Annotated in this window: 3 protein-coding genes and 2 tRNA genes; all 5 read left to right on the plus strand. The window is 66.0% G+C overall.

The window, feature by feature from the left end; translation table 11 throughout:
- Window positions 1-357: 357 nt before the first annotated feature.
- The 5 genes from ACFYP3_RS37605 (at window position 358) to ACFYP3_RS37625 (ending at window position 1,828) form a co-directional block, all read left to right on the plus strand.
- A tRNA-Thr gene (locus tag ACFYP3_RS37605) sits at window positions 358-430 on the plus strand.
- A gap of 48 nt (window positions 431-478) precedes the next feature.
- Window positions 479-551 (plus strand) — tRNA-Met (locus ACFYP3_RS37610).
- A gap of 88 nt (window positions 552-639) precedes the next feature.
- The gene (gene rpmG, locus ACFYP3_RS37615; protein WP_003956487.1) at window positions 640-804 is read left to right on the plus strand and encodes a 50S ribosomal protein L33; all 165 of its coding nucleotides are present in this window, start codon (window positions 640-642) and stop codon (window positions 802-804) included.
- Window positions 805-945: 141 nt separating this feature from the next.
- Window positions 946-1,398 (plus strand): MaoC family dehydratase N-terminal domain-containing protein, encoded by a 453-nt coding sequence (locus tag ACFYP3_RS37620; RefSeq protein ID WP_388842608.1) that lies wholly within the window; start codon window positions 946-948, stop codon window positions 1,396-1,398.
- Between the two features lies 1 nt (window position 1,399).
- A complete protein-coding gene (locus tag ACFYP3_RS37625; protein WP_388842610.1) occupies window positions 1,400-1,828 on the plus strand; it encodes a MaoC family dehydratase in 429 nt (142 codons plus the stop codon).
- The last annotated feature ends 271 nt before the right edge of the window (window positions 1,829-2,099 follow it).

Here is a 2,099-nt window from a genome sequence, read left to right on the forward strand (position 1 = left end):
CCCCCCAGGTCATCCGTTCGACAGAGGGGACACAGTCATACCGGGCCCGGAGGCCAGCGGCCCCATTGCAGGACCGCGAAAAAGATAACGGGGGGCGTGTGTGGTGGCTGTGCTTGGTGCCTTCCGCCGTGTGTGCCCCTCCCGTGGGTCGGGGCGGCCCCCTGTGGTGTCCGTGCGGTGTGCGTGCGGTGTGCGTGTGGTGTCCGTGTGGGTGTGAGCCCGCGCACATTTCGGCCCAAAAGTGGGGTGGGAGTGGTCGGTGGGTTGATCGAGAAGGACCGGGCGACCCCCTCGGAGCCCGGTCCCCGCAAAGGATTTGGGCGATCGGCAGGCAACCGTGTAATGTCTTCATCGCTCGCCCCAATAGCTCAGTCGGTAGAGCGTCTCCATGGTAAGGAGAAGGTCTGCGGTTCGATTCCGCATTGGGGCTCTGGTGAGAGAAGCCCCCCGCCCTCGGGTGGGGAGCTGATCACATCAAAGCGGCGTAGCTCAGTCGGTAGAGCAAGCGGCTCATAATCGCTGTGTCACCGGTTCAAGTCCGGTCGCCGCTACACACAGTAGCCGATTGCGGGGTCGGTCTCCCGGTCGGCTACTCTTGTATGCGTTCATCCGTCCCAATTTCCGTCAAGGAGCACTCACGTGGCTGCCACCGACGTCCGCCCGAAGATCACGCTGGCCTGCGTGGAGTGCAAGGAGCGGAACTACATCACCAAGAAGAACCGGCGTAACAACCCGGACCGTCTTGAGATGAAGAAGCACTGCCCGCGCTGCAACTCGCACACCGCGCACCGCGAGACCCGCTGACCCCAGCGAAGTCTCGAATAACAGGCACCGTCATGAGGTCGTCCCCTTCATTGGGGGCGGCCTTGTGTCGTTTCCGTGCCCGCCTTTGTCTTTCTTCTTGTTCTCGTGTCTTTCATGTCCCTTCAACAGGAGGTAGTGAGCATGGCTCTCGACCAGTCCTTCGTGGGGCGGAGCTACCCGCCCACCGATCCGTACGAGGTCGGCCGGGAGAAGATCCGCGAATTCGCGGTTGCCGTGGGTGACGCCAATCCCGTCTACACCGATGCCGAAGCCGCCAAGTCGTACGGCTACTCCGACGTGATCGCGCCGCCGACTTTTGTGTTCGCCATCACGTTCAAGGCGGCGAGCCAGGTCATCGAGGACCCGCAGTTGGGGCTGGACTACAGCCGCGTCGTGCACGGCGACCAGAAGTTCGCGTACACCCGCCCGGTGCGCGCGGGTGACCGGCTCTCCGTCACCTCCACCATCGAGGCCGTGAGGTCCATGGCGGGCAACGACATCATCGACATCCGCGGTGAAGTCCACGACGAGACCGGCGAGCACGTGGTGACGGCGTGGACGAAGCTCGTCTCCCGCGCCCCCGAGGAGGCCTGACATGGCAGCGCAGATCCAGTACGCCGACGTCGAGGTCGGCACCGAACTGCCGGCGGCGTCCTTCCCCGTGACGCGCGCCACGCTCGTCCAGTACGCCGGTGCCTCGGGCGACTTCAACCCGATCCACTGGAACGAGAAGTTCGCCAAGGAGGTCGGACTGCCGGACGTGATCGCCCACGGCATGTTCACCATGGCCGAGGCGATCCGTGTGGTCACCGACTGGGTGGGCGACCCGGGAGCGGTCGTCGAATACGGCGTGCGCTTCACCAAGCCCGTCGTGGTCCCGAACGACGAGCAGGGCGGCCTGATCGAGGTCACCGGCAAGGTGGCCGCGAAGCTGGACGGCAACCGCGTCCGCGTCGACCTGACGGCCATGAGCGCCGGCCAGAAGGTCCTGGGCATGTCCCGCGCCGTGGTCGAACTGGCCTGAGGCGGTCGCTGTCTGGGGTTGGTGCCGTCTGGGGTGGTCGCCGTCTGGGGCCGGTGCCGCCTGTGGCGGTCGCCGTCTGGGGTTGGTTGCCGCCTGTGGCGGTTGCCTGGGGCTGGGCGGGCGGTGCGGGTGCGGGTGCGGGTGGGGTTTCCCGTCGGTCTCATCGTCCTTTCGTGGCGGGTCGGTCCCTCAAGGGCGCTCCTTCGTCGCGTCGCTGCGCGATGGCCTGCGGCCACCCTTGACCGACCGACCCGCCACGAAAACACGAAGA

It is taken from the genome of Streptomyces sp. NPDC005533 (assembly GCF_042871845.1).
Classification (GTDB): Bacteria; Actinomycetota; Actinomycetes; order Streptomycetales; family Streptomycetaceae; genus Streptomyces.